This window comes from Streptomyces sp. NPDC021096 (genome assembly GCF_040641275.1).
Lineage (GTDB): Bacteria > Actinomycetota > Actinomycetes > Streptomycetales > Streptomycetaceae > Streptomyces.
In genome coordinates this window covers 433,369-456,442 of the sequence record NZ_JBFADG010000003.1, presented here as the reverse complement: position 1 = coordinate 456,442, position 23,074 = coordinate 433,369, and the positions used below count along the sequence as shown (strand labels likewise).

The following is a 23,074-nucleotide window of genomic DNA, read 5'->3' as shown; positions in this document are numbered from 1 at the left end:
GGATGCCGCAACTCCCCGCGCCCGACTACCCCGCCGACGTACGGGCCCGGCTCGAGACGGACGCCCGGGAGGTGATCGCCCGCTACCCCGACAGCCGCAGCGCCCTGCTGCCGCTGCTGCACCTCGTGCAGGCCGAGGAGGGGTACATCACCCGCACCGGCATCCGCCTGTGCGCGGAGCTCCTCGGGCTCACCACGGCCGAGGTCACGGCGGTGGCGACCTTCTACACCATGTACCGGCGCAAGCCCGGCGGCGACTACCAGGTCGGCGTCTGCACCAACACGCTGTGCGCGGTGCTGGGCGGCGACGCCATCTTCGACGCCCTCAAGCGCCACCTGGACGTCGGCAACGGCGAGACCACCGACGACGGCAAGGTCACCCTCGAACACATCGAGTGCAACGCGGCCTGCGACTTCGCGCCCGTGGTGATGGTCAACTGGGAGTTCTTCGACAACCAGACGCCCGAGAGCGCCATCCGGCTCGTCGACGACCTGCGGGCCGGCCGCGGCGCCGAACCCACGCGCGGCGCCCCCCTGTGCACGTACCGGGAGACGGCCCGCATCCTGGCCGGCTTCCCCGACCGGCGCCCCGGCGCCGTCGAGGCGAGCGGCGGCGCCGGCCCCGCCTCGCTGGCCGGGCTGCGGCTGGCCAAGGGCGAGAACGGCACCGCCCGCGTCGGCCCCCCGCGGGGCGCGCCCCCGCATGACGAGCGCCCCCCGGAGCACCTGAGCTCCCACTCCCACCCGTCGCCCGACCACCACCCCTCATCGAGTCCCTCCGGGACGCAGCATCCACCGCAGACATCCGCCTCGGACCCCGATCACCCCAGCGGACCGGTCACCGAGGAGGGGGAGGGATGACCGTGGCACCCGAGATCTTCGAGACCAGTCCCGAGAAGCTGCTCGCGCCCGTCCTGAGCGCCTTCTGGGACGAGCCCCGCTCCTGGACGCTGGAGACCTATCTGCGCCACGAGGGCTACGAGGGCGCGCGCAAGGCCCTCGCCATGACCCCCGACGACGTCATCGCCTACGTCAAGGACTCCGGGCTGCGCGGCCGCGGCGGCGCCGGCTTCCCGACCGGCATGAAGTGGCAGTTCATCCCCCAGGGCGACGGCAAGCCGCACTACCTCGTCGTCAACGCCGACGAGTCCGAGCCCGGCACCTGCAAGGACATCCCCCTCCTCTTCGCCAACCCGCACTCCCTCATCGAGGGCATGGTGATCGCCTGCTGGGCGATCCGCTCCAGCCGCGCCTTCATCTATCTGCGCGGCGAGACCGTCCCCGTGCTGCGCCGGCTGCACGAGGCCGTGCGCGAGGCGTACGCGGCGGGCTATCTCGGCCGGAACATCCTCGGCAGCGGACTCGACCTCGACGTCACCGTGCACGCGGGGGCGGGCGCCTACATCTGCGGCGAGGAGACCGCCCTCCTCGACTCGCTCGAAGGCCGGCGCGGCCAGCCCCGGCTGAGGCCCCCCTTCCCCGCCGTCGCGGGCCTGTACGCGTGCCCCACCGTCGTGAACAACGTCGAGTCCATCGCCTCGGTCCCCGCGATCCTCAACCGCGGCAAGGAATGGTTCCGTTCGATGGGCAGCGAGAAGTCCCCGGGCTTCACGATCTACTCCCTCAGCGGCCATGTCGCGGGCCCCGGCCAGTACGAGGCGCCGCTCGGCGTCACCCTGGGCCAGCTGCTCGGCATGAGCGGCGGCATGCGCCCCGGCCACCGGCTCAAGTTCTGGACGCCGGGCGGCTCCTCGACCCCGCTGCTGACCGACGAGCACCTGGACGTACCGCTCGACTACGAGGCCGTGGGCGCGGCGGGCTCGATGCTCGGCACCAAGGCCCTGCAGTGCTTCGACGAGACGACGTGCGTGGTGCGGGCGGTGACCCGCTGGACCGAGTTCTACGCCCACGAGTCCTGCGGCAAGTGCACGCCCTGCCGCGAAGGCACCTACTGGCTGGTGCAGTTGCTGCGGGACATCGAGGCCGGCAAGGGCCGCATGGCCGACCTCGACAAGCTCGCCGACATCGCCGACAACATCAACGGCAAGTCCTTCTGCGCGCTCGGCGACGGCGCGGCCAGCCCCATCTTCTCCTCGCTGCAGTACTTCCGCGGCGAGTACGAGCAGCACATCAAGGGCCGCGGCTGCCCCTTCGACCCGGCGAAGTCGACGGTGTGGGCCGACGGCCCCGCCAACCACCAGCACGCTCACCTGGGGGTGAACGCATGACCGTCACCACGTCCGCCCCCTCCCCGGGAGGGAACGCGGCCGTCCCACCGGAGGACCTGGTGTCCGTCACCATCGACGGCATCCAGATCTCCGTGCCCAAGGGCACGCTCGTCATCCGGGCGGCCGAGCTGCTCGGCATCGAGATCCCGCGCTTCTGCGACCATCCGCTGCTGGACCCGGCCGGCGCCTGCCGGCAGTGCATCGTCGAGGTCGAGGGCCAGCGCAAGCCGATGGCCTCCTGCACGATCACCTGCACCGACGGCATGGTCGTCAAGTCGCAGCTGACCTCGCCCGTCGCCGAGAAGGCGCAGCGCGGCGTGATGGAGCTGCTGCTGATCAACCACCCGCTCGACTGCCCCGTCTGCGACAAGGGCGGCGAGTGCCCGCTGCAGAACCAGGCCATGAGCGCCGGGCAGGCCGACACCCGCTTCGAGGGCCGCAAGCGCACCTACACCAAGCCCCTGCCGATCTCCGCGCAGATCCTGCTGGACCGCGAGCGGTGCGTGCTGTGCGCGCGCTGTACCCGCTTCTCCAACGAGATCGCGGGCGACCCGATGATCGAGCTGCTGGAGCGCGGGGCGCTGGAGCAGGTGGGCACGGGCGAGGGCGACCCGTTCCGGTCGTACTTCTCCGGCAACACCATCCAGATCTGCCCGGTGGGCGCGCTGACGTCGGCGGCGTACCGATTCCGTGCCCGCCCCTTCGACCTCGTCTCCTCCCCGTCGGTCTGCGAGCACTGCGCGGGCGGCTGCGCGACGCGCACGGACCACCGGCGCGGCAAGGTGATGCGCCGCCTCGCCGCCGAGGACCCCGAGGTCAACGAGGAGTGGTTGTGCGACAAGGGCCGCTTCGCGTTCCGCTACGCGCAGCGGCCGGAGCGCATCGAGACGCCCCTGGTCCGCAACGAGGCCGGGGCGCTGGAGCCCGCCAGCTGGCCGGAGGCGCTCGAGGCCGCGGCCCGGGGGCTCGCGGCGGCGCGGGGCCGGGCCGGGGTGCTGGCGGGCGGCCGGCTGACCGTGGAGGACGCCTACGGCTACGCCAAGTTCGCCCGCGTGGCGCTCGACACGCACGACGTGGACTTCCGGGCGCGGGTGCACAGCGGCGAGGAGGCCGACTTCCTCGCGGCCCACGTGGCGGGGCGCGGCCGGGACCTGGACGGCCGGGGACTTACGTACACGGCGCTGGAGAAGGCGCCCGCCGTGCTGCTGGCCGGTCTGGAGGTCGAGGAGGAGGCGCCCGGCGTCTTCCTGCGGCTGCGCAAGGCCTGGCGCAAGCGCGGGCAGCGTACGTTCGCGCTGGCCACGCACGCGAGTGACGGCCTGCGCAAGGCCGGCGGCACGCTGCTGCCGGCCGCGCCCGGCACCGAGACCGAGTGGCTGCGGGCGCTGGCCGGGGCCTCGGGCCTGGACGCCGACGGCCGGGCGGCCGCGGAGGCGCTGCGCGCCGCCGGCTCGGTGATCGTGGTCGGCGAGCGGCTGGCAGGCGTGCCGGGCGCGCTGACGGCCGCCGTGGAGGCGGCCGCGGCGACGGGTGCGGAGCTGGTGTGGATGCCGCGCCGGGCGGGGGAGCGGGGCGCGGTCGAGGCAGGGGCCCTGCCGGGGCTGCTGCCGGGCGGCCGGCCGGCCACCGACCCGCGGGCGCGGGAGGAGACGGCGGCGGCCTGGGGCGTGTCCGAACTGCCCCGCAGCCCCGGCCGGGACACCGGCCAGATCGTCGGGGCGGCGGTCACCGGCGAGCTGGCGGCCCTGGTCGTGGGCGGCGTGGAGGTCGCGGACCTGCCCGACCCGGCGCGCGCCCGGGAGGCGCTGGACGCGGTGGGCTTCCTCGTCAGCCTGGAACAGCGGCCGGGCGAGGTGACGGACCGGGCCGACGTGGTGCTGCCCGTCGCGGCCGTCGTGGAGAAGTCCGGGACCTTCCTCAACTGGGAGGGCCGGGCACGGCCGTTCGAGGCCGCGGTCAAACCGGACCAGCTGGCCCGGCGGCACGCCCTGCCGGACGCGCGCGTGCTGCACATGCTGGCCGACGCGATGGGCGCCGACCTCGCCCTGCCCGATCTGCCGGCCGTACGGGCGGAGATGGCCCGCCTGGGCCGCTGGAGCGGTGAGCGGGCCGCCGGCCCGTCGGAACCGGGCCGGCCGCTGCCGCGCCCGGAGCCCGGCGAGGCGGTGCTGGCCGGGCACCGGCTGCTGCTCGACCTGGGCCGGCTGCAGGAGGGCGACGACGCGCTGGCCGGCACCCGGCACGCCGCCCTCGCCCGCCTCTCGGCGGCCACGGCGGCCGAGGCGGGCGTGCGCGACGGCGAGTACCTGGCGGTGACCGGCCCGGCCGGCACGGTCCGGCTGCCGCTGTGCGTGACACCGATGCCGGACCGGGTGGTGTGGCTGCCGCTGAACTCGGTGGGCGGCGGCGTCGCCTCCGACACCGGGGCGTGCCCGGGACAGCTCGTACGGATCGGGGCGTCCGCCGATGAGGGCGCCGAGAGCGCCGGGGACGCGGGACGGGAGGTGCGGTCGTGAACCCTGCACTGAGCCGACTGGCCGTCGAGGACCTGTCGATGTTCGGCAGGGACCCGTGGTGGCTGGTGGTCGTCAAGGCCGTCTTCTGCTTCGCGTTCCTGATGCTGACCGTGCTCTTCTCCATCGTCTGGGAGCGCAAGGTCGTCGCCTGGATGCAGCTGCGCATCGGCCCCAACCGGCACGGCCCCTGGGGCATGCTGCAGTCGCTGGCCGACGGCATCAAGCTGATGCTCAAGGAGGACCTGGTCGTCCGGCGCGCCGACAAGGTCGTCTACGTCCTCGCGCCGATCGTCGCCGCGATCCCGGCGTTCATGGCCATCGCGGTGATCCCCTTCGGCCCGGCGGGCAACGAGGTCTCCGTCTTCGGCCACCGCACGACGATGCAGCTGACCGACCTGCCGATCGCGATCCTGTACATCCTCGCGGTCGCCTCGATCGGCATCTACGGCATCGTGCTGGCCGGCTGGTCCTCGGGCTCGACGTACCCGCTGCTCGGCGGGTTGCGCTCCTGCGCGCAGATGATCTCCTACGAGATCGCGATGGGCGCCGCCTTCGCGTCGGTCTTCCTCTACTCCGGCTCGATGTCGACGTCGACGATCGTCGAGGCCCAGCACGACCGGTGGTACGTACTGCTGCTGCCGGTCTCCTTCCTCGTCTACATCGCGACGATGGTCGGGGAGACGAACCGGGCCCCCTTCGACATGCCGGAGTCCGAGGGTGACCTGGTGGGCGGCTTCAACACCGAGTACTCCTCCATCAAGTTCGCGATGTTCATGCTGGCCGAGTACGTGAACATGGTGACGGTCTCGGCGGTGGCGGTCACGCTCTTCCTGGGCGGCTGGCAGGCCCCGTATCCGCTCTCCGCGTTCTGGGAGGGCGCCAACCACGGCTGGTGGCCGATGCTGTGGTTCGTCATCAAGGTGCAGCTGCTGCTGTTCTTCTTCATCTGGCTGCGCGGCACGCTGCCCCGGGTCCGCTACGACCAGCTGATGAAGCTCGGCTGGAAGGTGCTCATCCCGGTCTCGCTGGTGTGGCTGATGCTCGTCGCGACCGTACGGGCGCTGCGCAACGAGAACTACGACTTCCAGGACATCGTGCTGTACGTCGGGGGCGCGGTCCTCGCGATCCTGCTGCTCTCGCTCCTCGTCGACGTCTTCCGCGGGCGCGACGGCGACAAGGCCGGGGAGGAGGGCGTCGCGGAGCCGGCGCCTCCGTTCGACCCGATGGCGGGCGGCTTCCCCGTGCCCCCGCTGCCCGGTCAGACGCTGCCGCCCGTGCCCCGGCGCCGGTCGCGCCGTGACGCGGAGCTGATTGTCAGTGGCGGGGTGGACACTCACAGTGACCGAGAGGAGGCCGACGGTGTCTAGCGAGTCTTCCCGGGGGGACGCCCCCCGGACCCCCTTCCAGAATCCCGTGGCCGGCTTCGGCGTGACCTTCAAGGCCATGTTCAAGAAGCGGCTGACCGAGCAGTACCCGGAGGAGAAGAAGCACACGGCGCCGCGCTTCCACGGCCGTCACCAGCTCAACCGCCACCCCGACGGCCTGGAGAAGTGCATCGGCTGCGAGCTGTGCGCCTGGGCCTGCCCGGCGGACGCGATCTACGTCGAGGGCGCGGACAACACCGAGGAGGAGCGCTACTCCCCGGGCGAGCGCTACGGCCGCGTCTACCAGATCAACTACCTGCGCTGCATCCTGTGCGGCCTGTGCGTCGAGGCCTGCCCGACCCGGGCGCTGACGATGACGAACGAGTACGAACTGGCCGACGCCAGCCGCGAGTCGCTCATCTATACGAAGGAGCAGCTGCTGGCGGGGCTGGAGGACCGCATGGTCGACACCCCGCACGCGATCTACCCCGGCATGACCGAACAGGACTACTACCGGGGCCTGGTGACCGAGGCCGCGCCGGGCACGGAGCGGCAGGTGGCCGTCTCCAAGGGCGAGAAGCCGAAGGAGAACCACGAGGAAGAGGTGGAGGCATGAGCGTCGCTGCCGCCGCCTCGGCGACGTCGACCGGCGAGGCGGTCCAGTTCTGGCTGCTGGCGGTCGTCGCCGTGGCCGGCGCCCTGGGCGCGGTGCTGATGAAGAAGGCCGTGCACAGCGCGCTGTCGCTCGCCGGGACGATGATCGTCCTGGCGGTCTTCTACCTCGCCAACGGCGCCTACTTCCTCGGCATCGTGCAGATCGTCGTCTACACCGGCGCGATCATGATGCTGTTCCTGTTCGTGGTGATGCTGGTGGGCGTCACGGCCGCGGACTCGCTGAAGGAGACGATCAGAGGCCAGCGCTGGCTGGCGGGGCTGTGCGTGCTGGGCTTCGGCATCCTGCTCGCGGCCGGCATCGCCAACGCCTCGCTGGACCAGTTCAACGGCCTGGGCCAGGCCAACTCCGGCGGCAACGTCCAGGGGCTGGCCGCGCTGATCTTCACCAAGTACGTCTTCGCCTTCGAGATCACCGGCGCGCTGCTCATCACCGCGGCCGTGGGGGCCATGGTCCTCACCCACCGCGAGCGCACCGAACGGGCCGCCACCCAGCGCGAGATGTCCGAGGCGCGCGTGCGCTCCCAGCACCTGCCGCCCCTGCCCGCGCCCGGCGTCTACGCCCGGCACAACGCCGTCGACGTCCCCGGCCTGCTGCCCGACGGGACACCGTCCGAGCTCACCGTCAACCCCACGCTGCGCGCCCGGGGCCAGATCCGCGACGTGTCCGCCGAGGCACTTGCGGACCTGGCGGCGCTGGAGCAGCGCGCGGAGGAGCGGCTGGGCCGGCACAAGGACCGTTCGCAGGAGGGTGCCCAGTGAATCCGGTCAACTACCTCTATCTGGCGGCCCTGCTGTTCACCATCGGCGCCGCCGGCGTGCTCATCCGGCGGAACGCGATCGTCATCTTCATGTGCGTCGAGCTGATGCTGAACGCCTGCAATCTGGCGTTCGTCACCTTCTCCCGGATGCACGGCAATCTCGACGGCCAGATCATCGCCTTCTTCACGATGGTCGTGGCCGCCGCCGAAGTCGTGATCGGTCTCGCGATCATCGTGACGATCTTCCGCTCCCGCCACTCGGCCTCGGTCGACGACGCCGGCCTGCTGAAGCTGTAAGGGGACACTGACGGTGGAGAACCTCATCGGATTGCTCGTCCTGGTGCCCCTGCTGGGCGCGGGCCTGCTGCTCTGCGGCGGCCGCCGGCTCGACAGCAGCGCCCCCTGGATCGGCACGCTGCTCGCCGCCCTGTCCTTCGTCATCGGCGCGGTGCTCTTCGCCGGCATGCTGGGCCGCGACGCCGAGGACCGCGAGCTGGGCGCGACCGTCTTCAGCTGGGTGCCCGTCGGCGACTTCCGCGCCGACGTGGGCTTCCAGCTCGACCAGCTGTCGATGACCTTCGTGCTGCTGATCACGGGCGTCGGCTCGCTGATCCACCTGTACTCGATCGGCTACATGGCGCACGACGAGCGCCGCCGGCGCTTCTTCGGCTACCTCAACCTCTTCCTCGCCGCGATGCTGCTCCTGGTCGTCGCCGACAACTACCTCCTGCTGTACGTGGGCTGGGAGGGCGTCGGCCTCGCCTCGTACCTGCTGATCGGCTTCTGGCAGCACAAGCCGAGCGCGGCGACGGCCGCCAAGAAGGCCTTCCTCGTCAACCGCGTCGGCGACGTCGGCCTGTCCATCGCGATCATGCTGATGTTCACGACCTTCGGAACCTTCGCCTTCGGTCCCGTGCTCGAGAACGCGGACCGGGCCGGCGAGGGGAAGCTGACCGCCATCGGGCTCATGCTCCTGCTCGCCGCCTGCGGCAAGTCGGCCCAAGTGCCGCTGCAGAGCTGGCTCGGGGACGCGATGGAGGGCCCGACGCCGGTCTCCGCGCTCATCCACGCGGCGACCATGGTGACCGCCGGCGTGTATCTGATCACCCGGTCCGGGGCGATCTTCGACGGGGCGCCGGACGCCCAGACCGCGGTCGTCACGGTGGGCGCGGTCACGCTGCTCTTCGGTGCGATCGTCGGTTGTGCGAAGGACGACATCAAGAAGGCCCTGGCGGGCTCGACGATGTCCCAGATCGGCTACATGATCCTCGCCGCCGGGCTGGGGCCGATCGGCTACGCCTTCGCGATCATGCACCTGGTCACCCACGGCTTCTTCAAGGCCGGGCTCTTCCTCGGCGCCGGCTCGGTGATGCACGGCATGAACGACGAGGTCGACATGCGGCGTTACGGCGGCCTGCGCTCGTACATGCCCATCACCTTCGTGACCTTCGGCCTCGGCTACCTCGCGATCATCGGCTTCCCGGGCCTGTCCGGCTTCTTCTCCAAGGACAAGATCATCGAGGCGGCCTTCGCCAAGGGCGGCACCGAGGGCTGGATCCTGGGCGGGACGGCACTGCTGGGCGCCGCCATCACCGCGTACTACATGACGCGGGTGATGCTGCTGACGTTCTTCGGCGAGAAGCGCTGGCAGCCGGACGAGCGGGGCGAGCTGCCCCACCCGCACGAGTCGCCGCGCACGATGACCGTCCCGATGATCGTGCTCGCCTTCGGATCGGTCTTCGCCGGCGGCCTGTTCAGCGTCAACGACGCCTTCCTGAACTGGCTCGAGCCCGTCACCGGGCACGCCGAGGGCCACTCGCCGGTCACCGCCGTGCAGGTCACCGCGGCCACCATGGTCGTCCTCTTCGTCGGCGTCGCGCTCGCCTGGGCGCAGTACGGCCGCGCGCCGGTGCCGGTCACCGCGCCGCGCGGCAACGCACTGGTGCGGGCCGCCCGACGCGACCTGCTGCAGGACGACTTCAACCACGTCGTGCTGGTCCGCGGCGGCGAACACCTCACCCGGAGCCTGGTCTACGTCGACCACACGCTGGTCGACGGCGTCGTCAACGGCACCGCCGCCTCCGTCGGCGGGCTCTCAGGCCGGATGCGCAGGCTGCAGAACGGCTTCGCGCGCAGTTACGCGGTCTCGATGTTCGGCGGTGCGGCGCTGCTCATCGCCGCGACCCTGCTGATGAGGGCGGTCTAGTCATGTCATTTCCCCTGCTGACGGCCACGGCGGCGGTGCCCGCCCTCGGGGCGGTCGCCACCGCCGCCGTACCGGCCGCGCGCCGCGCGGCCGCCAAGTGGCTGGCCCTGGCCTTCTCGCTCGCCACCCTGGCGCTCGCGGCGGTCCAGCTCGTGCGCTTCGACCCCGACGCGAAGGGCCCGTTCCAGCTCACCGAGTCGCACGCCTGGATCGAGGACTTCGGGGTGCGGTACGACCTGGGCGTGGACGGCATCGCGGTGGTGCTCATCGCACTGACCGCGCTGCTGGTGCCGTTCGTCGTCCTGGCGGGCTGGCACGACGCCGACCCCCTGGAGGACACCTCGACGCGCTGGCGGCCCACCCAGGGCTTCTTCGCGCTGATCCTCATGGTCGAGGCGATGGTGGTGATCGCCTTCGAGGCCACCGACGTCTTCCTCTTCTACATCTTCTTCGAAGCCATGCTCATCCCGATGTACTTCCTCATCGGCGGCTTCGGCGACCGGGCGGGGGAGCGCGGCGAGGCGGAGAGCGCGGCCCAGCGCAGCTACGCCGCCGTGAAGTTCCTGCTCTACAACCTCGTCGGCGGACTGATCATGCTGGCCGCCGTCATCGGGCTCTACGCCGTCACCGCCCACCAGCTGGGCACCGGCACCTTCTCCCTCACGGAGATCGTCCAGGCCCGCGTCGACGGCAAGCTGGAGTTCGCGACCACCACCGAACGCGCCCTGTTCCTCGGCTTCTTCTTCGCCTTCGCCGTCAAGGCACCGCTGTGGCCGCTGCACACCTGGCTGCCCAACGCCATGGGCGAGGCCACCGCCCCCGTCGCGGTGCTGATCACCGCGGTGGTCGACAAGGTCGGCACGTTCGCGATGCTCCGCTTCTGCCTCCAGCTGTTCCCGGAGGCGTCGAAGTGGGCGACGCCGGTGATCCTGGTGCTGTCGCTGATCAGCATCCTCTACGGGGCGCTGCTCGCGGTCGGCCAGCGCGACATCAAGCGCCTGATCGCCTACGCCTCGATCTCCCACTTCGGCTTCATCGTCCTGGGCATCTTCGCGATGACCACCCAGGGCCAGGCCGGCGCCACGCTCTACATGGTCAACCACGGAATCTCCACGGCCGCGCTGATGCTGGTCGCGGGCTTCCTGATCTCCCGGCGCGGCTCCCGGCTCATCGCCGACTACGGCGGCGTCCAGAGCGTGGCACCCGTCCTCGCGGGCACCTTCCTCGTCGGCGGTCTGGCCACGCTGTCGCTGCCCGGGCTCGCGCCCTTCGTCTCCGAATTCCTCGTCCTGGTCGGCACGTTCAGCCGCTATCCGGTCGTCGGCGTCATCGCGAGCGTCGGCATCGTGCTGGCCGCGCTCTACGTCCTGGTGCTCTACCAGCGCACCATGACCGGCCCGGTGAAGGAGGCGGTGCGCACGATGCCCGACCTGCGGGTGCGCGAGCTCGCGGTCGTCGCACCACTGATCGCGCTGCTGCTCTTCCTCGGCGTCTATCCCAAGCCGGTGACCCGGATCCTCGATCCCGCCGTCGAGCACACGCTGTCGCAGGTGGAGAAGAGCGACCCCGAGCCCGCCAGCCCAGTGAACGACCGCCGAGCGAACGATGTGGAGGCCGCGAAGTGAGCCACGCAGCATCTGTCCACAGCCTGTGGACACTGGCGGCGGCCGAGGCGCCGAAGAAGATCCCCGGCCCGCACATCGAGTACGCCCAGCTCTCGCCGACGCTGATCGTGCTCGGCGCCGCCGTCCTGGGCGTCCTCGCCGAGGCCTTCCTGCCGCGCCGGGCCCGCTACCACGCCCAGCTCCTGCTGACCGTCGTCGGCCTGGCCGCCGCCTTCTCCGCCGTCGTCGCGCTGGCGACGAGCGGCTACGCCTCGGACAAGGCGCACATCGCGGCCATGGGGGCGGTCGCCGTCGACGGCCCCGCGCTGTTCCTCCAGGGCACCGTGCTCCTGGTCGGCGTGGTCGCGGTGTTCACCTTCGCCGAGCGCCGGCTCGACCCGGCGGCGCACGGCCGGCCGGTGGACTCCTTCGCCGCCCAGGCCGCCGCCGTGCCCGGCGGCGAAGCCGAGCGCAAGGCCGTCCGCGCGGGCCTCACGACCACCGAGGTCTTCCCCCTCACGCTCTTCGCGATCGGCGGCATGCTCGTCTTCCCCGCCGCCAACGACCTGCTGACGCTCTTCGTCGCGCTGGAGGTCTTCTCCCTCCCGCTGTACGTGCTGTGCGCCCTGGCCCGCCGCCAGCGGCTGCTCTCGCAGGAGTCGGCGGTCAAGTACTTCCTCCTGGGCGCCTTCTCCTCCGCCTTCCTGCTCTTCGGAGTGGCACTGCTGTACGGCTACGCCGGCACGGTCACCTACTCCGGCATCGCGGACGTCGTCAGCGGCGCCACCCGCACCCTCGACCCCGCGCTGGCCGGCACGATGGGCAACGACGCCCTGCTGCTGATCGGCGGCGCCCTGGTGCTGATGGGGCTGCTGTTCAAGGTGGGTGCGGTGCCGTTCCACATGTGGACGCCCGACGTCTATCAGGGCGCCCCCACGCCGGTCACCGGCTTCATGGCGGCCGCGACGAAGGTCGCCGCCTTCGGCGCCCTGCTGCGGCTGCTGTACGTCGTCCTGCCGGGGCTGCGCTGGGACTGGCGGCCCGTCATGTGGGGCGTCGCGATCGTCACGATGCTGGTCGGCGCGATCGTGGCCGTCACCCAGACCGATGTGAAGCGGCTGCTGGCCTACTCCTCCATCGCCCACGCCGGCTTCATCCTCGCCGGCGTCATCGCCACCACCCCCGACGGCATCTCCTCGGTGCTCTTCTACCTGGCCGCGTACTCCTTCGTCACCCTCGGCGCCTTCGCGGTGGTGACGCTGGTGCGCGACGCCGGCGGCGAGGCGACCCACCTGACCAAGTGGGCGGGGCTCGGGCGCCGTTCGCCGCTGGTGGCGGCGGTCTTCGCGGTCTTCCTGCTGGCCTTCGCGGGCATCCCGCTCACCAGCGGCTTCGCCGGGAAGTTCGCCGTCTTCAAGGCGGCCGCGCAGGGCGGGGCGGCGCCGCTGGTCATCGTCGGCGTGCTGTCGTCGGCGATCGCCGCGTTCTTCTACATCCGGGTGATCGTGCTGATGTTCTTCAGCGAGCCGAAGGCCGACGGCCCGACCGTCGCCGTGCCGAGCCCGCTGACGTCCACGGCCATCGCCGTGGGCGTCGCGGTCACGGTCGTCCTCGGTGTGGCGCCTCAGTACTTCCTCGAGCTGGCGGGCCAGGCGGGGACGTTCGTGAGGTAGCCGCCGGACACCGCTGCACCCGTCGCCCGGCGTCCCCGTGGAAGGGCGCCGGGCGGCGGCATGTCTGCGGGTGCCGGTGATGCCGGTGAGTTCAGCCGGCCGGCTTCACGGGGACGACGGGCTTGCCGTCGCCGCCCACGGCCTTGGACATCTTGTCCTCCTTGCCGGAGGCCCAGGCCACCGTGAAGGACTTGCCGTCGAAGTTCTTGATGGTGCCCTTGGAGTAGTCGGTGCTGCCGTCCTGGCAGTGCTTGATGGTGATCGTCGCCGGCTGGGAGTTGTCGACGAGCGTGCCCGAGCAGGCGGTCTTGCCGCTGAGCATCACCGTGTTCTGGGCGAACGACAGGATGACCATGCTCTTGTCGGTCAGCTTGCCGCCGTTCGACCAGCCGCCCGCGAGCTCGGCGGCCGTGACGGGCTTGCTCTCCGGCTTGTCCGCCGGCTTGTCCTTCGGGGCCTCGCCGCCGGGCGTCTGCTGGCCGGCGTCCGCGCTGGGCTTGGCGTCCGTCTTCTTGTCACCGTCGTCGCTGCTCTTGCTGCAACCGGTCATCAGCACAGCGGCGATGAGCGCCGCCCCCGTGATCTGTACTGCCTTGCGCACGTGCGCTCTCTCCTTCGTCGTGTCCGGCCCCGGTTGGAACTGGACACGACAAGCTAGCAGCGGTCAGTCGCCGCCGCCTCCTCCACAGCCGCCCCCGCCGCCGCAGCTGCCGCCACCGCCACAACCGTCTCCGCCGCCTCCGTCACCGCCGCCGCCACCGTCGGACGAGCCGGAGCCCGCCACGACGTTGCGGTGCACGGCGTAGGAGATCCAGTGGCCGCGCCTGAGGCGGCGCATGGCCTTGCGGTCCCGGCGCGCGCCCCAACCGGGGTAGAGCGCCCTGGTGATGCCGGTCGCGGACGCCAGCGCCGCCAGCGCCCGGTCGCGCGGCTCGGGGAAGCCCGCGCGCAGCGCCGCGTCGAGGGAGGCGCGCGCCGGGGTGGTGAGGTCGACCGCGCCCACCGGGAAGCGCAGCCGCCGGACGATGCCGGCGAACCGCCGCTCCACCCGCAGGGCCCGCCGCTGCAGCAGCCCCATCACCCAGGACTCCTCCTGGCCCCTGGCGTTGACCCGTATCCACTTGTAGGTCTTCGGGCCCTCGCCGGGCGGGCGCAGCCGCCACAGCGGCACGGAGAGCAGGGCGTTGGCCGGCCGGGCCGCCCCGGGGACCGCCACGGGCCGCCCGCCCTCCTCCCGTACGCACCCGAGCAGTTCCAGCTCCGCCAGGACCGCCCCGGCCAGGCCGTACTCGAGGTCCCGGGACGGGCACAGCTTCTTTCCGTCCACCGGGTCGTGCGCGAGCAGCAGCAGTTCCTCCGGCAGCGTGAGTCCCCCGTTCACGCGCCCTATCCCGCCGTGCGCGCCGGCGCGATGCGGCCGGAGACCTCGCCGAGCCCGATGCGGGAGCCGTCCGGGCCGGGGGCCCACGCGGTGAGCGTGACCTCGTCGCCGTCCGCCAGCCAGGGGCCCTTGCCCTGGGTCAGCTCGAGCAGGCAGCCCAGCTGGTCCGGCTCGGGGCCGCTGACCGTGCCCGAGGCGTAGAGGTCGCCCGTGCGCAGCGAGGCGCCGTTGACCGTCATGTGGGCGAGCTGCTGGGCGGCCGTCCAGTACATGGCGGCGAACGGCGGCCGGGAGACGGTCTCGCCGTTGATGCTCACCTCGATGCGCAGGTCGATGCCGCCGGGCTCGGCGGCGGAGTCGTCGAGGTAGGGCAGCAGCGGGTGGGTGCGCTCCGGCGGCGCCGTGCGCGCCTCGTCGAAGGCGTCCAGCGGGGTGACCCACGCCGAGACGGACGTCGCGAAGGACTTGCCGAGGAACGGGCCGAGCGGCACGTACTCCCAGGCCTGCAGGTCGCGGGCCGACCAGTCGTTGAGGAGGCAGACGCCGAAGACGTGCTCGCGGAAGGCGCCGAGCGGCACCGGCGTGTGGTCCGGCGCGGGGGTGCCGACGACGAAGGCGACCTCGGCCTCGATGTCCAGGCGCAGGGTGGGGCCGAATACCGGGCCGGGCTGGGTGGGGGCAAGAGGCGCGCCGGCGTCGGCGGGGGCCTTGCGCTGGCCCTGGGGGCGCACGACGTCCGTGCCGGAGACCACGACCGTGCCGGCGCGGCCGTGGTAGCCGATCGGCAGGTGCTTCCAGTTCGGGGTCAGCGCCTCGCCGTTCGGGCGGAAGATGCGGCCGACGTTGGTGGCGTGGTGCTCGCTCGCGTAGAAGTCGACGTAGTCGGCGACCTCGAACGGCAGGCGCAGCGTCACCTCCGCGAGCGGGTGGAAGTGCGCCTCGCCGGTGATCCAGCCGCGGATCTCCGCCCGTACCGCCTGCCACACCCGCCGCCCCGCCGCCATCAGCGGGTTGAGGGTCGGCGCGGCCAGCAGCGGGGCGTAAGCGGAACCGTGCGCGGCGGCCGCGGCGGCCGCGTCGAGGACGTGCGCGCCGTAGCGGACTCCGATGCGCGGGCGGTCGGGCGCGTCCGCGGTGGTGAAGACGCCGTACGGGAGAGTGTGTGCGCCGAAGGGGTCGCCTTCGGGCAGCTCACGGGGGTGGTGCTGGGGCATGGGACGCTGCCTCGCCTTCTCCTGGACGCTCCTTGCGAACCTGTGGGCCGATCCACACATTACGTGGTGACCGCTTATGGGCAAGAGCTGTCCGACAGGTGTCCGACCGGAGGCCAAAGGGAAGGCAATGTCCGGTAACTCCTTGCTGGACGCGGCGATTCCGAAGTAGCGTCCTAAGTCGGGTCACACACAGTGGGGGGCCGCTGAGGCTGGGTGGCCGAGGGGGGTGCTGGTGGCGAGCAGGAGCGCGCCCGTAGCGGCGGACCGGTCCGTACCCGGGCTGATTGTGAAGATCGGCGACTATCCCCTGCACCACGGCGGGGTGGGCGCGATCCGGAGCCTGGGCCGGCTGGGTGTCCCGATGTACGCCGTCACCGAGGACAGATGGACTCCCGCCGCCCTCTCCCGCTATCTGCGCTCCGGCTTCGTCTGGCCGACCACCGGCACCGAGCGTCCGGAGGAGCTGGTGGCGGGTCTGCTGCGGATCGGACGCAGGATCGGCCGGCCGGCGGTGCTGATCCCCACCGACGAGGAAGCGGCCGTGCTGATCGCCGAGCACGCCGAGGCCCTGGCGGGCTCCTTCCTCTTCCCGCCCGTCGAGCGGGCGCTGCCGCGCCGCCTGGCGAGCAAGCAGGGGCTGCACGAGCTGTGCGCGGAGCACGGGGTGCCCTCCCCCTCCGCGCTGTTCCCGGCCTCGTACGAGGAGATCGAGAAGTACGCCTCGGTCGCCTCCTTCCCGCTGGTGGCCAAGAACCGCGAGGCCTTCGAGCGGCGCGCGCACCCCGCCGTGCACGGCACGACCCGCATCGGCGGCCCGCGCGAGCTGCTGGAGCTGGCGCGCGGCTGGGGGCCCTCGCCGGGGGTGATCCTGCAGGAGTACCTGCCCCGTGAGGAGGCCGAGGACTGGATCGTCCACGCCTACTTCGACGCCGAGAGCACCCCGCTGGCGATGTTCACGGGCGTGAAGGTGCGCTCCTGGCCGCCCCACGCGGGCATGACCGCCAACGCCTACGTCGTGGACAATCCGGAACTGGCCGCCATGGCCGCGCAGTTCATCAAGCAGATCGGCTTCTGCGGAATCATCGACCTGGACTGGCGGTTCGACCGGCGCGACGGCCGGTACAAGCTGCTGGACTTCAACCCCCGGATGGGAGCCCAGTTCCGGCTCTTCGAGAACGAGGCCGGCATCGACGTCGTACGGGCCCAGCACCTGGACCTGACCGGCCGGCCCGTCCCGGAGGCCGAGCAGCTCACGGGCCGCCGCTTCATCGTGGAGAACATCGACCTGCCCGCCTTCGCCGCCTACCGTCGCAGCGGCTACACCACCCCCCACGCCCCCGCCCGGGCGAGCGGCACGGAGCTGGCGTGGGCTGCCCGTGACGACATGAAGCCGTTCTTCACCATGCTCGCCCGGTTCGTGCGGCCGGGCGCGCGGCATCTGTGGCAGTTGTGGCGCTCCAGGCGCCGCTCCGCCGCCGCTGCCGAGCAAGCCGACTGAAAACCGCGTATCGACGTCGCCCGGCCCGCCGCCGGGTCACGCCCTGGGAGGGGACCCGTGACACTTCCCGTAGCCGTCATCGGGGCCGGTCCGTACGGCCTCTCGACCGCAGCTCACCTGAAGGCGCGCTCTGTGCCGACGCGCGTCTTCGGCTCGCCGATGGTGAGCTGGCGGGAGCACATGCCCGCCGGGATGCTGCTCAAATCCACCCCCGTCGCCTCGAACATCGACGCCCCGCAGCCGGGCCACACCCTCTTCGACTTCTGCCAGGACGTGGGGGAGCGGCGGTACGAATCGGACTGGGACGCCATCCCCGTCGAGACGTTCGCCGGCTACGGCCTGTGGTTCCAGCAGCGCCTGGTGCCCGCCCTGGAGCGGGAGCGCGTGGTGTCGGTGGAGCGGCGCACCTCGGGCTCGGGCTTCGAGCTGAAGCTGGACTCGGGGGAGCAGTTCGCCGCGCGGGCCGTGGTGGTGGCCACGGGCCTGAGCGGGTTCGCGCAACTGCCGCCCGAGCTGGCCGCGGCCGTGCCGGACGGGCCCTCGGCGAGCGGCCCCCTCTCGCACAGCTCGCAACACCGCGACCTGTCGGTCTTCGCCGGCCGGGACGTGGTGGTCGTCGGCGCCGGGCAGTCCGCGCTGGAGACGGCGGTGCTGCTGGCCGAGGCGGGCGCGGGCTCGGTGCGGGTCCTCGCGCGGCGGCGCGGGGCGGTGCGGTTCGGGGCGGCCCCGGACGGGCAGTCGCCGCTGAAGCCGGACACCCCGTTCGGGCGGGCCTGGTCGCTGTACGCGTTCTCGTACCACGCGGACGGTTTCCGCCACCTCCCGGCGCCCACCCGGGCCTTCCTGGTGCGCCGGGTGCTGGGGCCGCTGGGGGCGTGGTGGCTGCGGGAGCGGTTCGTGGGCCGGGTCCAGGTGACCGAGGGCAAGCAGATCGTGCGGGCGCGGGTGGAGGCCGGGCGCCCGGTGCTGACCCTGGCCGGCGACGTGGACGGCCCGGAGAACGAGCTGCGCGCCGACCACGTCATCGCGGCGACCGGCTACCGCGTGGACGTGGCGGCCCTGGACTTCCTCGGGCCCGGGCTGCGCACCCGGCTCGCGGTGAGCGCGGGCGGCCCCCGGCTCGGCGCCGGCTACCACTCCTCGGTGCCGGGGCTGTTCTTCACGGGGCTGCCGGCGGCGGCCAGCTTCGGCCCGGTGATGCGGTTCGTGTGCGGCACCGAGTACGCCTCGCCGCGTCTGGCCAGGGCGGTGGCGGCGATGTGAGCGGGGCCTCGACCTGGACGGGCTGGATTTCCAGCCCGTCCGGCGTTTGAGGACACCGCGCGCAGCGCGGTCCGGGGGGTCCGGGGGCTGGCTCCCGGAACACAGGGGTAACCCAGCACGGGATGGTCGGCGGAGAGCGATCGAATGGGCAGGCGGCCACGGTGATCGACAGCCGACCGGATACGCTGACTTTTGGCAAGACAGCGACACATCGACAATCCCCGTGTTCGCAGGCAGACAGGAGTACCCCTCGTGACCGTCGTCGGGCCTTTTGGGCTGAGCGTGCGGGACCAGGCTCTTGAAGCCGATGTCCAGGCCGGGTTGGCCGCCGTCGAGGAGGGACTCCTCGAGGCGACGAAGAGCGGCGTCCCCTTCATCACCGAGGCCGCCCAGCACCTCGTGCAGGCCGGCGGCAAGCGGTTCCGCCCGCTGCTGGTGATGCTGGCCGCCCAGTTCGGCGATCCGTACGCCCCGGGCGTGGTGCCCTCGGCCGTGGTCGTGGAGCTCACCCACCTGGCGACGCTCTACCACGACGACGTCATGGACGAGGCCGAGGTGCGGCGCGGCGTGGACAGCGCCAACGCCCGCTGGGGCAACTCCGTGGCGGTCCTCACGGGCGACTTCCTCTTCTCCCGCGCCTCGCGGATACTCGCCGACCTGGGCCCGGAGGCCGTCCGCATCCAGGCCGAGGCGTTCGAGCGCCTGGTGACCGGCCAGATCCTGGAGACGGCGGGGCCGCGCGACGGGCGCGACCCGATCGAGCACTACCTGGACGTCATCGCCGGCAAGACCGGCTCGCTCATCGCCGTCGCCGGGCGGTACGGCGCGATGATGTCGGGCGCCGACGAGCGCATCGTCGAGATCCTCACCCACTACGGTGAGCGGCTCGGCGTGGCCTTCCAGCTCGCCGACGACGTGCTGGACATCGCCAGCGACTCCCACGAGTCCGGCAAGACCCCCGGCACGGACCTGCGCGAGGGCATCCCGACCCTGCCGGTGCTGCACCTGCGCGCCAGAGCCGCGACCACGGGCGCGCCGGAGGACCTGGAGCTGTGCGAGCTGCTCGACGGCGACCTCGCCGACGACGACCTGCTCGCCGAGGTGCTGCGCCGGCTGCGCGCCCACCCCGCCCTGGAGCAGGCCCGGCGCGACACCGTCCGCTACGCCCAGGAGGCGCGCGCGACGCTGGCGCCGCTGCCCGACTGCTCCGCGAAGACGGCGCTCGAGCAGCTCTGCGACGCGGTGGTGCACCGGGCCGGCTGAGCCCGGCCGCTCCGTCTTCCGGCGGTGGTGCCCTTAGGGGGCGTCATACCGGAGACGTACGGTGACTTGATCCCGTCGGCTGACGACTGCGCGTGGCCGTTTTGGTGGAATGGAAAGCGTCTTCTCCGGGGGAAACCCCGGACTCCCGCGCCACCATTGAGCGGTCGGGCCACAATGAGCCTGGGTGTGGGCGAGTGCACGACGCTACAGACCGCCGCCGACGACGGAGGTAGAGCACATGTCACGGATCCATCCGACACCGGGCACCGACGGGGCCGACGGTACGGGCGAGGGCGGCGCGTCCCGGGCGGCCACGGGCCGCCGCAAGGCCGTCCGTTACGCGGTACCGGTCGCGGTGGCCGGCATCGCCGCCGCCACGATCGGCATCGGCTCGGCGCTCGCCAGCACCGGCGACCCGGACCTGCCCAGGATCAGCGCGCAGGACCTCATAGCCAAGATGGCCGCGTCCGACACCCAGCAGATGTCCGGCTCGGTCAAGATCACCACCGATCTGGGGCTGCCCTCGATGCCCTCGGGCTTCGGCCTGGACGGCGCCGGCGGCGGCAAGAAGGACGGCCCGGCGCCCTCCCCGGAGTCCAAGCTGACCTCCCTGTTCTCCGGCACCCACACGCTGCGCATGGCCGTCGACGGCCCCGAAAGGCAGCGCCTGTCGCTCGTCGAGCGCGCCGCCGAGTACAGCGTCATCCACAACGCCGGTGAGGTCTGGGCGTACGACAGCGCCAGCAACACCGCCGTCCACTCCAAGGCGCCCCGGGGCAAGGGCGCCGACGGCGCGCACAAGCCCTCCGGCGAGCTGCCGAAGGACCTGGCCGGCGCCTCGCCGCAGGAGCTGGCCAAGAAGGTCGTCGAGGCCGCTGACTCCTCGACGACGATGACCGTCGACGGCACGGCCAAGGTGGCCGGCCGGGACGCCTACCAGCTGGTGATCAAGCCGAAGCAGGCCGAGTCCACGGTCGGCTCGGTGCGGATCGCGATCGACGCCAAGAACGGCGTGCCGCTGAAGTTCACGCTCGCCCCGAAGAGCGGCGGCAAGGCGGTCGTCGACGCGGCCTTCACCAAGGTCGACTTCGGCAAGCCGGGCGCGGACACCTTCTCCTTCACCCCGCCCAAGGGCGCCAAGGTGACCGAGGGCGACGCCAAGGGCGCCCCGTCCGCCGACCGCGACCACAAGGGCAAGCTGCCCGAGGCGCTGGGCCTGCCCGGCACCGGCGGTGGCGAGCCGAAGGTCACCGGCGAGGGCTGGGCCTCCATCGCCGCCTTCGACGCGGGCAAGGACGCCGGCGGCGCCCTGTCCGGCAAGGGCAAGACCGCGGGCAAGGCGGCCGGCAAGAACGGCGACGCCGCGGCGCTGCTGGACAGCTTCGGCTCCAAGGTCTCGGGCGACTTCGGCTCCGGCCGCGTCTTCAGCACCCGGATCGTCAACGCCCTGATGACGGACGACGGCAAGGTCTACATCGGCGCCGTCTCCAAGGACGCACTGGTCAAGGCGGCGAACGCGGCCAAGTAGGCCCGCGGCGCAGCCGGTACGGGGGGAATGGGATGCAGGAGCCGTCCGCCGCCACGGAAGCGGTGATCGCCACGCGCGGGCTCACCAAGCGCTACGGCGGCGGGCAGCTCGCGGTCGACGGGCTCGACCTCGTCGTGCCCCGCGGCAGCGTCTTCGGCTTCCTCGGCCCCAACGGGTCGGGGAAGACCACCACCATCCGGATGCTCATGGGCCTGATCGAGCCCACCTCCGGCAGCGCCCGGGTGCTCGGCGAGGAGATGCCGCGCGCCGTGCGGCGGGTGCTGCCCAGGGTCGGGGCCCTGATCGAGGGCCCCGCGCTCTACGGCTTCCTCACCGGCCGCGACAACCTCCTGCGGTTCGACGCCGCCGACCCGCGGGCCGACCCCCGCACCCGCGCGGCCCGGGTGGCCCTCGCCCTGGAGCGGGTGGGGCTCACGGGCGCCGCGGGAAAGAAGGCGCGGGCGTACTCCCTGGGCATGAAGCAGCGCCTGGGGCTGGCCGCCGCCCTGCTCCAGCCCCGCGAGCTGCTGGTCCTCGACGAGCCGACCAACGGCCTCGACCCCCAGGGCATGCGCGAGATCCGCTCCCTGGTGCGCGGCCTGGCCGCGGAGGGCACCACCGTCTTCCTCTCCTCCCACCTCCTCGACGAGATCGAGCAGGTCTGCACGCACGCCGCCGTCATGGCCCGGGGCCGGCTCCTGACCCAGGGCCCCGTCGCCGAGCTGGCCTCCTCCAGCCGCGGCCGGCTGACCGTCACCACCCCCGACACGGCGGACGCCGTCCGCGTCCTCAAGGAGCACGGAGTGAACGACCTGGCGGTCCTCGACGACCGCGTGAGCGGAGAGCTCCCGGCCGGGGAGGCCGTGGAGCTCGCCGACCTCAACGCCGCGCTCGTCCGGGCGGACGTGCGCGTACGGGCCTTCGGCACCGAGCGGGCCTCCCTGGAGGACGCCTTCGTCGCCCTGACCGGGGAGGGCTTCGATGTCGCGGGCTGAGCCGGCCGGCGTGGCCGGGGGCCGCGCCCCGAGCCCGCTGTGGGCGCTGTCCCTCTTCCGCAGCGAGATCGCCACCGTCTTCCGCCGCTGGCGCACCCTCGCCCTGCTCGGGGTGCTGGCCGCCGTGCCGGTGCTGGTGGGCATCGCGGTGAAGGTCCACACCGGCGACGGCGGCGCGGCCGGCCATGGGGGCGGCGGCCCGGCCTTCATCAGCCAGGTCACCAACAACGGCCTCTTCCTGGTCTTCACCTCGCTCGCCGCGACCCTGCCGTTCTTCCTGCCGATGGCCATCGGAGTGGTCGCCGGCGACGCCATCGCGGGCGAGGCGGGCTCCGGCACGCTGCGCTATCTGCTCGTGGCGCCCGCGGGGCGGACGAGGCTGCTGCTCGCCAAGTTCACCTCGGTCGTCGCCTTCTGCTGCGCCGCCACGCTCGTCGTCGCCCTCTCGGCGCTGGCGGTGGGCGCGCTGCTCTTCCCGGTCGGCGAGGTCACGCTGATCAGCGGCACGACGGTGCCGTTCACGGAGGGGCTGCTGCGCATGCTGCTGGTCGCGGCGGTGGTGGCGGCCTCGCTGACCGGCCTCGCGGCGCTGGGCCTGTTCGTCTCCACGCTCACCGGCAGCGGCATCGCCGCGATGGCCACGACGGTGGGGCTGCTGATCACGGTCCAGATCCTCGACCAGTTCCCGCAGCTGAGCGCCGTCCAGCCCTATCTCTTCCCGCACTACTGGCTCAGCTTCGCGGACCTGCTGCGCGACCCGGTCTACTGGGACCAGCTGCTGCGCAATCTGGGCCTGCAGGCGCTGTACGTGGCGGTGTTCGGCTCGGCCGCCTGGGCGCGCTTCACGACGAAGGACGTCACGGCGTGAGCCGATGCCGGGCGGGCCCTCGCAGGGCCCGCCCGGCATGC

19 protein-coding genes are annotated in these 23,074 nt (G+C 72.3%); 16 read left to right on the top strand and 3 right to left on the bottom strand.

All coding sequences use genetic code 11. From position 1 onward, the window contains the following. Positions 1 to 2 precede the first annotated feature (2 nt). The 10 genes from nuoE to nuoN are packed head-to-tail and all read left to right on the top strand — an operon-like array spanning position 3 to position 13,023. Positions 3 to 860, top strand: coding sequence for an NADH-quinone oxidoreductase subunit NuoE (gene nuoE / locus AB0G59_RS08485; protein WP_360909363.1), 858 nt, complete (start codon positions 3 to 5; stop codon positions 858 to 860). Further along, positions 857 to 2,227, top strand: coding sequence for an NADH-quinone oxidoreductase subunit NuoF (nuoF, locus tag AB0G59_RS08480; RefSeq protein ID WP_360909314.1), 1,371 nt, complete (start codon positions 857 to 859; stop codon positions 2,225 to 2,227). The genes nuoE and nuoF overlap by 4 nt, the downstream gene beginning before the upstream one ends. Beyond that, entirely contained in the window at positions 2,224 to 4,743 is a 2,520-nt protein-coding gene (locus AB0G59_RS08475; protein ID WP_360909312.1) for an NADH-quinone oxidoreductase subunit G, read from the top strand. Before nuoF ends, AB0G59_RS08475 begins: the two co-directional genes overlap by 4 nt. Before the next feature lie 38 nt (positions 4,744 to 4,781). Continuing rightward, positions 4,782 to 6,110: an NADH-quinone oxidoreductase subunit NuoH gene (gene nuoH / locus AB0G59_RS08470; protein ID WP_360909361.1), complete on the top strand. Its 1,329-nt coding sequence runs from the start codon at positions 4,782 to 4,784 to the stop codon at positions 6,108 to 6,110. Then, positions 6,103 to 6,723 (top strand): NADH-quinone oxidoreductase subunit NuoI, encoded by a 621-nt coding sequence (gene nuoI / locus AB0G59_RS08465; RefSeq protein WP_360909310.1) that lies wholly within the window; start codon positions 6,103 to 6,105, stop codon positions 6,721 to 6,723. The genes nuoH and nuoI overlap by 8 nt, the downstream gene beginning before the upstream one ends. Next, entirely contained in the window at positions 6,720 to 7,541 is an 822-nt protein-coding gene (locus tag AB0G59_RS08460; RefSeq protein WP_360909308.1) for an NADH-quinone oxidoreductase subunit J, read from the top strand. Before nuoI ends, AB0G59_RS08460 begins: the two co-directional genes overlap by 4 nt. After that, complete coding sequence (gene nuoK / locus AB0G59_RS08455; RefSeq protein WP_071964083.1) at positions 7,538 to 7,837, top strand: NADH-quinone oxidoreductase subunit NuoK; 300 nt, start codon at positions 7,538 to 7,540, stop codon at positions 7,835 to 7,837. The genes AB0G59_RS08460 and nuoK overlap by 4 nt, the downstream gene beginning before the upstream one ends. A 13-nt stretch (positions 7,838 to 7,850) precedes the next feature. Beyond that, the gene (gene nuoL, locus AB0G59_RS08450) at positions 7,851 to 9,746 is read left to right on the top strand and encodes an NADH-quinone oxidoreductase subunit L (protein ID WP_360909306.1); all 1,896 of its coding nucleotides are present in this window, start codon (positions 7,851 to 7,853) and stop codon (positions 9,744 to 9,746) included. Positions 9,747 to 9,748: 2 nt separating this feature from the next. Beyond that, complete coding sequence (locus AB0G59_RS08445) at positions 9,749 to 11,371, top strand: NADH-quinone oxidoreductase subunit M (protein ID WP_360909304.1); 1,623 nt, start codon at positions 9,749 to 9,751, stop codon at positions 11,369 to 11,371. After that, complete coding sequence (gene nuoN / locus AB0G59_RS08440) at positions 11,368 to 13,023, top strand: NADH-quinone oxidoreductase subunit NuoN (RefSeq protein WP_360909302.1); 1,656 nt, start codon at positions 11,368 to 11,370, stop codon at positions 13,021 to 13,023. The genes AB0G59_RS08445 and nuoN overlap by 4 nt, the downstream gene beginning before the upstream one ends. A gap of 91 nt (positions 13,024 to 13,114) precedes the next feature. On the opposite strand, the gene AB0G59_RS08435 is transcribed toward nuoN, so the two are convergent. The 3 genes from AB0G59_RS08435 to AB0G59_RS08425 form a co-directional block, all read right to left on the bottom strand. Further along, on the bottom strand, positions 13,115 to 13,624 hold the full coding sequence (locus tag AB0G59_RS08435) for a hypothetical protein (RefSeq protein WP_360909300.1): 510 nt from the start codon (positions 13,622 to 13,624) through the stop codon (positions 13,115 to 13,117). 63 nt (positions 13,625 to 13,687) lie between these two features. Then, positions 13,688 to 14,404 (bottom strand): GPP34 family phosphoprotein, encoded by a 717-nt coding sequence (locus AB0G59_RS08430; protein ID WP_360909298.1) that lies wholly within the window; start codon positions 14,402 to 14,404, stop codon positions 13,688 to 13,690. Positions 14,405 to 14,409: 5 nt separating this feature from the next. After that, positions 14,410 to 15,618 carry a fumarylacetoacetate hydrolase family protein gene (locus AB0G59_RS08425; protein ID WP_360909296.1) on the bottom strand — a complete coding sequence of 403 codons (1,209 nt, stop codon included), beginning with the start codon at positions 15,616 to 15,618 and terminating at the stop codon, positions 14,410 to 14,412. A gap of 232 nt (positions 15,619 to 15,850) precedes the next feature. On the opposite strand from AB0G59_RS08425, the gene AB0G59_RS08420 reads away from it, so the two are divergent. From AB0G59_RS08420 to AB0G59_RS08395, 6 genes are all read left to right on the top strand, one after another. Continuing rightward, the gene (locus AB0G59_RS08420; RefSeq protein WP_360909294.1) at positions 15,851 to 17,116 is read left to right on the top strand and encodes an ATP-grasp domain-containing protein; all 1,266 of its coding nucleotides are present in this window, start codon (positions 15,851 to 15,853) and stop codon (positions 17,114 to 17,116) included. A gap of 57 nt (positions 17,117 to 17,173) precedes the next feature. Next, positions 17,174 to 18,379 carry an NAD(P)-binding domain-containing protein gene (locus tag AB0G59_RS08415; RefSeq protein WP_360909292.1) on the top strand — a complete coding sequence of 402 codons (1,206 nt, stop codon included), beginning with the start codon at positions 17,174 to 17,176 and terminating at the stop codon, positions 18,377 to 18,379. Between the two features lie 252 nt (positions 18,380 to 18,631). Next, positions 18,632 to 19,642, top strand: a complete 1,011-nt coding sequence (locus AB0G59_RS08410) for a polyprenyl synthetase family protein (protein ID WP_360909290.1) — start codon at positions 18,632 to 18,634, stop codon at positions 19,640 to 19,642. Between the two features lie 238 nt (positions 19,643 to 19,880). Next, positions 19,881 to 21,170, top strand: a complete 1,290-nt coding sequence (locus tag AB0G59_RS08405; RefSeq protein WP_360909288.1) for a DUF2092 domain-containing protein — start codon at positions 19,881 to 19,883, stop codon at positions 21,168 to 21,170. Positions 21,171 to 21,202: 32 nt separating this feature from the next. Next, positions 21,203 to 22,165, top strand: a complete 963-nt coding sequence (locus tag AB0G59_RS08400) for an ABC transporter ATP-binding protein (protein ID WP_360909286.1) — start codon at positions 21,203 to 21,205, stop codon at positions 22,163 to 22,165. After that, positions 22,152 to 23,033, top strand: a complete 882-nt coding sequence (locus AB0G59_RS08395; protein WP_360909284.1) for an ABC transporter permease — start codon at positions 22,152 to 22,154, stop codon at positions 23,031 to 23,033. The genes AB0G59_RS08400 and AB0G59_RS08395 overlap by 14 nt, the downstream gene beginning before the upstream one ends. The last annotated feature ends 41 nt before the right edge of the window (positions 23,034 to 23,074 follow it).